This is a genomic window from Thermodesulfobacteriota bacterium (assembly GCA_026415035.1).
Taxonomy (GTDB): Bacteria; Desulfobacterota; BSN033; order BSN033; family UBA1163; genus RBG-16-49-23.
Genome location: JAOAHX010000039.1, coordinates 6,503 through 11,260, shown reverse-complemented (window position 1 = coordinate 11,260; position 4,758 = coordinate 6,503). Strand labels below are relative to the sequence as shown.

The 4,758-nt window shown below is 54.8% G+C and carries 5 protein-coding genes and 1 pseudogene; 5 read left to right on the top strand and 1 reads right to left on the bottom strand.

Translation table 11 applies throughout. The features are described 5' to 3' along the window. The 5 genes and pseudogenes from N3G78_14505 (at window position 1) to N3G78_14485 (ending at window position 1,953) form a co-directional block, all read left to right on the top strand. Window positions 1–423 (top strand): annotated as a pseudogene (locus N3G78_14505) (transposase). Window positions 424–528: 105 nt separating this feature from the next. Then, the gene (locus tag N3G78_14500; GenBank protein ID MCX8119126.1) at window positions 529–744 is read left to right on the top strand and encodes a DUF433 domain-containing protein; all 216 of its coding nucleotides are present in this window, start codon (window positions 529–531) and stop codon (window positions 742–744) included. A gap of 9 nt (window positions 745–753) precedes the next feature. After that, window positions 754–1,128, top strand: a complete 375-nt coding sequence (locus tag N3G78_14495; protein ID MCX8119125.1) for a DUF5615 family PIN-like protein — start codon at window positions 754–756, stop codon at window positions 1,126–1,128. Window positions 1,129–1,334: 206 nt separating this feature from the next. Next, the gene (locus N3G78_14490) at window positions 1,335–1,589 is read left to right on the top strand and encodes a DUF433 domain-containing protein (protein ID MCX8119124.1); all 255 of its coding nucleotides are present in this window, start codon (window positions 1,335–1,337) and stop codon (window positions 1,587–1,589) included. Further along, window positions 1,576–1,953: a DUF5615 family PIN-like protein gene (locus N3G78_14485; protein MCX8119123.1), complete on the top strand. Its 378-nt coding sequence runs from the start codon at window positions 1,576–1,578 to the stop codon at window positions 1,951–1,953. The genes N3G78_14490 and N3G78_14485 overlap by 14 nt, the downstream gene beginning before the upstream one ends. A 102-nt stretch (window positions 1,954–2,055) precedes the next feature. On the opposite strand, the gene ppdK is transcribed toward N3G78_14485, so the two are convergent. Continuing rightward, window positions 2,056–4,758: pyruvate, phosphate dikinase (gene ppdK, locus N3G78_14480; protein ID MCX8119122.1), on the bottom strand; the 2,703-nt coding region annotated here is incomplete at its 5' end.

Sequence of the window (4,758 nt, the reverse complement as noted above, 5' to 3'; positions counted from 1 at the left end):
TTACGCAGCATCGTCAGAAATTCCTTACCGCTCCGGATCATCTCCTGCGTCTCCAATCCGCTTTCGATAGGGTGAAAGAAAAATTTTCACTGCATCTGGAACCTTCCTTCGGGGGATTTCGATTTTTCTACACGTTGGAGGCTGATCAAGGGCTATTTTTCTGTTGGGGTCAGAGGTTCGGCAAATGAACGGGGAGAGAAGGAGGTCTGGCAGAGGCGGTTTTGGGAGCATCTTTTGAGGGACGAGGCGGATTGGCGAAGGCACATGGATTACATCCATTACAATCCGGTGAAGCACGGTTACGTTGGGGCTTCGAAGGATTGGCCTCATAGTTCGTTTCGGCAGGCCGTCGAGAGGGGGTTATACCTCGAAGGGTGGGGATGGGAGGAGGCGGGGAGTATTTCAGGGATGGAGCGGGAGTAAAGAGTGGAGGGAAGATCCCCGTCAATGGTGGGTCGGCTTCGCTTGACCCACCCTACTTGAGTTGGTAATATGAAAGGCAGAACAACAAATCAGGAGGTTGAGGAAATGTTTGATAGAATCACTTTTGATCCAGAGATCATGGGAGGTCGGGCGTGTATTCGGGGTATGCGGATTCCCGTTTCTGTTATCGTAGGCCAGATCGCACATGGTGCTACTTTTGAAGAAATCCTTGAGGGATATCCGGATTTAGAGAGAGAAGATATCCAGCAGGCCATTGAGTATGCGGCCTGGTTGGCACAAGAACAAGGCTATAACCTGTAAAGGATAATCATGCGCTTTCTCGCTGATATGGGCCTGGATATCAGAGTGGTTGAATGGTTGCGTAACCACGGCCACGATGCGAAACATTTAAGGGAAGAAGGGCTCCATCGCTTGCCCAATGGTGAAATCTTTGAAAAGGCTGTAGCTGAAAAACGCATCATCATTACATTCGATCTTGATTTTGGGGAGATTGTTGCCCTGTCAAAAAGGAGAAGAAAGGGCGTCAATCTATTTCGTTTGCACAATACGAGAACTTCCAATCTTCTTCTCAAATTGTCTTCCGTGCTCAAAGATGCGGCCAAGGCTTTGGACGAGGGAGCCATTGTCATTGTTGAGGAGTTCCGTCACCGCGTTCGATATTTCCCTCCGATTAAAAACTTATAGGTTGGATTCGCTCCTCTCCAGTTAGTGGGTCTTCTATATTTGGCCCACCCTCCCATGTGGCTGATTGGTGGGTCCGCTTCGCTTGACCCACCCTACTTGAATTGGTAATATGGATTTCAGAGCAAGGTGGACCGGGCACGACCGATCCACCACCTGGTATTTGGGCCTTTTTGGTGGCATAAAACGATATTACGGAGGACAATCCTATGCAAGAATTGGATCGAATTACAGTGGATCCAGAGGTTTGTCTCGGGCAACCTACGATTCGAGGGATGAGAATAACGGTCTCTGTTATCCTTAAGATGGTCGCCGGCGGGATGACAAAGGAGGAAATCCTTAAAACATACCCGGAACTTGAGGAGGAAGATATTGTTCAGGCATTGAAATATGCAGCCTGGCTCTCTTCTGAAAAAGTGAGACCGATGCCCATGAAAGGGGGAAGAAGAAGTGCCGGGACTTGAATTTCTGGCAAACATGAATATCTCCCCTATCACCGTGGAGAAACTCCGCGGGTTGGGTTGGAATATTATTCGTGTGTCAGAGATCATGGAAAGAGGAGCGAAAGATATCGTGATCCTTGATTATGCAAAGCACAACAATAAAGTTCTTATCACACAGGATCTCGATTTTTCGGCTCTATTGGCCGCCAAACGGTATGATAAACCCAGCGTTGTTTCGCTACGGTTTGACAATGCCGAACCTAACTTCATAGCAGATCGAATAGTGGAAATTGTAAAGGATTTTGAGGAGGAGTTAAAAGAAGGTATTGTGATCAGCGTTGATGAAACATCGGCAAGGTATCGAAATTTACCGATCGCACCTTAAAAATCAATGGGGGGTCCGCATGATAGGATTTGGTGGGTCCGCTTCGCTTGACCCACCCTACTTGATGCTTGATGCGCCCTACTAATGGTTGGGTAAATCGGTTTAGGAGAGGAGGCCGGGAGAGTCGGGGTCATAGGCCTTGGAAGTGGCCTTCTCTTTCTCCTTCAGCCTCGCGTGGGCTGCGGCCAGCCGGGCGATGGGAAGCCTCGGGACGGAACAGCTCACATAAGAGAGGCCGATGTTGTGGCAGAACTCGACCGATTCGGGATGGCCTCCGTGCTCTCCGCAGATGCCGATCTTTAAATCGGGCTTGGTCTTCCTTCCCCATTCCACGGTGATCATCATCAACCGGCCCACCCCTTTCACATCGAGCACCTCGAAGGGGTTGTCCTGGAGGATCTTCCGCTGGTTGTAGAGGGGGAGGAATTTGTTCTCGGCATCCTCCCTCGAGAAGGAGAAGGTCGCCTGGGTGAGGTCGTTCGTTCCGAAGGAGAAGAAGTCGGCGACCTCGGCCAGCCTCCCCGCCCTCATGCAGGCCCGGACGACCTCGATCATCGTCCCGAATTTGTACTGGACCTTGACGCCGTACTCCTTTTCGACCTGACGCTCCACCTTCTTGACCAGTTCGTAGACCCACTTGAGCTCCTGGGCCGTGCAGACCTGGGGCACCATGATCTCGGGCTGGACGTCCACGCCCTCCTTGATCAACTCCGCCGCGGCCTCCAGGATGGCCTGGATCTGCATCTTGTAGATCTCGGGATAGGTGATCCCGAGCCTCACCCCTCGATGGCCGAGCATCGGGTTGACCTCCATCATCTCTTTCACCTTCCGCAGGGTCTCCTGCTGTTTCCGGATGAGCTTGCGGTCGAGCCTCTTCTCCCGGATCTCGGCGATGTGCGTCGCCACCTGTTCGAGGAGCTTGAGCGACTCCCTCGAAGTGGTGTCGAGGTATTTCATCGCCTCGGAGATGTTCTCCATCGATTCGAGGGCGTTCTCGAGGTTCTCGATGTTGCGGAGCTCGGAGGCCAACTCTTCGGCAGAGGGAAGGAACTCGTGAAGCGGAGGGTCGAGGAGCCGGATCGTCACGGGAAGCCCCTTCATCGCCTTGAAGATCTCCTTGAAATCGCCCTTCTGCATCGGAAGGAGTTTCGCAATGGCCTCGGCCCTCTTCTCCTTCGAACTGGCCAGGATCATCTCCCGGACGATGGGTAGCCGGTCCACCGCATTGAACATCCTCTCCGTCCTGCAGAGGCCGATCCCCTCTGCGCCCAACTGCCTGGCCTTTAGGGCCGCCTCAGGGGTATCCGCGTTGGCCCGAACGCCGAGGGTGCGGATCTCGTCGGCCCAGCTGAGGAGGGTGAGCAGGTCCTTGCTGATCTCGGGATCGACCGTGGGGACCTCTCCGAGATAGACCTCCCCCCTCGAACCGTCGATGGTGATGAAGTCCCCTTCCTTGATCTTGATGTTGCCCACGGTGGCCTCTCTCGCCTTCGGGTCGATGTAGAGGGATTCGCAACCCGAGACGCAGGGTTTTCCCATCCCCCTGGCCACGACCGCGGCGTGAGAGGTTTTCCCCCCTCGGCTCGTCAGGATCCCTTGGGAGGCGAAGAACCCGTGGATGTCCTCCGGTTTGGTCTCTTCCCGGACGAGGATGACCTTATGGCCCAGTTTTCCGACCCGCTCTGCCTCGTCGGCATCGAAGATGGCCTTTCCGGAGGCCGCGCCCGGGGAGGCGGGCAGTCCTGTGGCGATCGGCTTTCCTTTGAAGTTGGGATCGATCCGCTTGTGGAGGAGCTGTTCCAGATCGCTCGGTTTCAACCTGAGGACGGCCTTTTCCTTGGTGATCATCCTCTCGGCCACCATCTCCCTCGAGGTCCGGACGATGGCCTGGGCGTTCATCTTTCCGTTTCGGGTCTGCAGGATGTAGAGCTTTCCCTTTTCCACCGTGAATTCGAAATCCTGGACCTCCCGGAAATGGTCCTCGAGGATTTTTCGGACCCTCTCCAGCTCCCGGTAGGTCTTGGGCATCTCCTTCTTCATCTCCTGGATCGGCTTGGGCGTCCGGATGCCGGCCACCACATCCTCGCCCTGGGCGTTGACGAGATATTCGCCGTAGAGGACGTTTTCGCCCGTCCCGGGGTCCCGGGTGAAGGCCACGCCCGTGGCAGAGTCGAAGCCCATGTTCCCGAAGACCATCGTGCAGACGTTGACCGCGGTCCCGTTGGCCATGTCAGGGGTGATGTTGAACTCCCTCCGGTAATCGACCGCCCTCTTTCCCATCCAGGAGCGGAAGACGGCCTCGATGGCCAGCCGGAGCTGAACCATCGGATCTTCCGGGAAGGAGGCGCCGGTCTCCTTCTTGATAAGGGCGAGATACTGTTTGCAGATGTCCTTCAGATGGTCTGCATCGAGATCGGTGTCGTAGGTGGCCCCGGCCTTCTCCTTCGTCTTGTTCAGGATGGAGTCGAACTCCTTCTCGTCCACCCCGAGGGCGATCTTTCCAAAGAGCTGGATGAAGCGCCGGTAGGCATCGTAAGCGAAACGTCCATCCGCCGTGATCTGGATGAGCCCTTCGATGGTCGACTCGTTGAGGCCGAGGTTGAGGATGGTATCCATCATTCCGGGCATGGAGAGGGCCGCGCCCGATCGAACGGAAAAGAAGAGGGGGTTCTGGGGATTGCCGAAGCCCTTGCCAGTCTTCTCTTCGATCTTCTTCAGGTTGATTTGGACCTCTTCCATCAACCCCTTGGGGAGTTTCTTTTTGTTCTCGTAATATTTGATGCAGGCCTCGGTGGTGACAATGAA

Coding starts and splice junctions, on each gene's coding strand:
- N3G78_14495 (MCX8119125.1), top strand. CDS start 754: ATGCGCTTTCTCGCTGATATGGGCCTGGATATCAGAGTGGTTGAATGG.
- N3G78_14490 (MCX8119124.1), top strand. CDS start 1,335: ATGCAAGAATTGGATCGAATTACAGTGGATCCAGAGGTTTGTCTCGGG.
- N3G78_14500 (MCX8119126.1), top strand. CDS start 529: ATGTTTGATAGAATCACTTTTGATCCAGAGATCATGGGAGGTCGGGCG.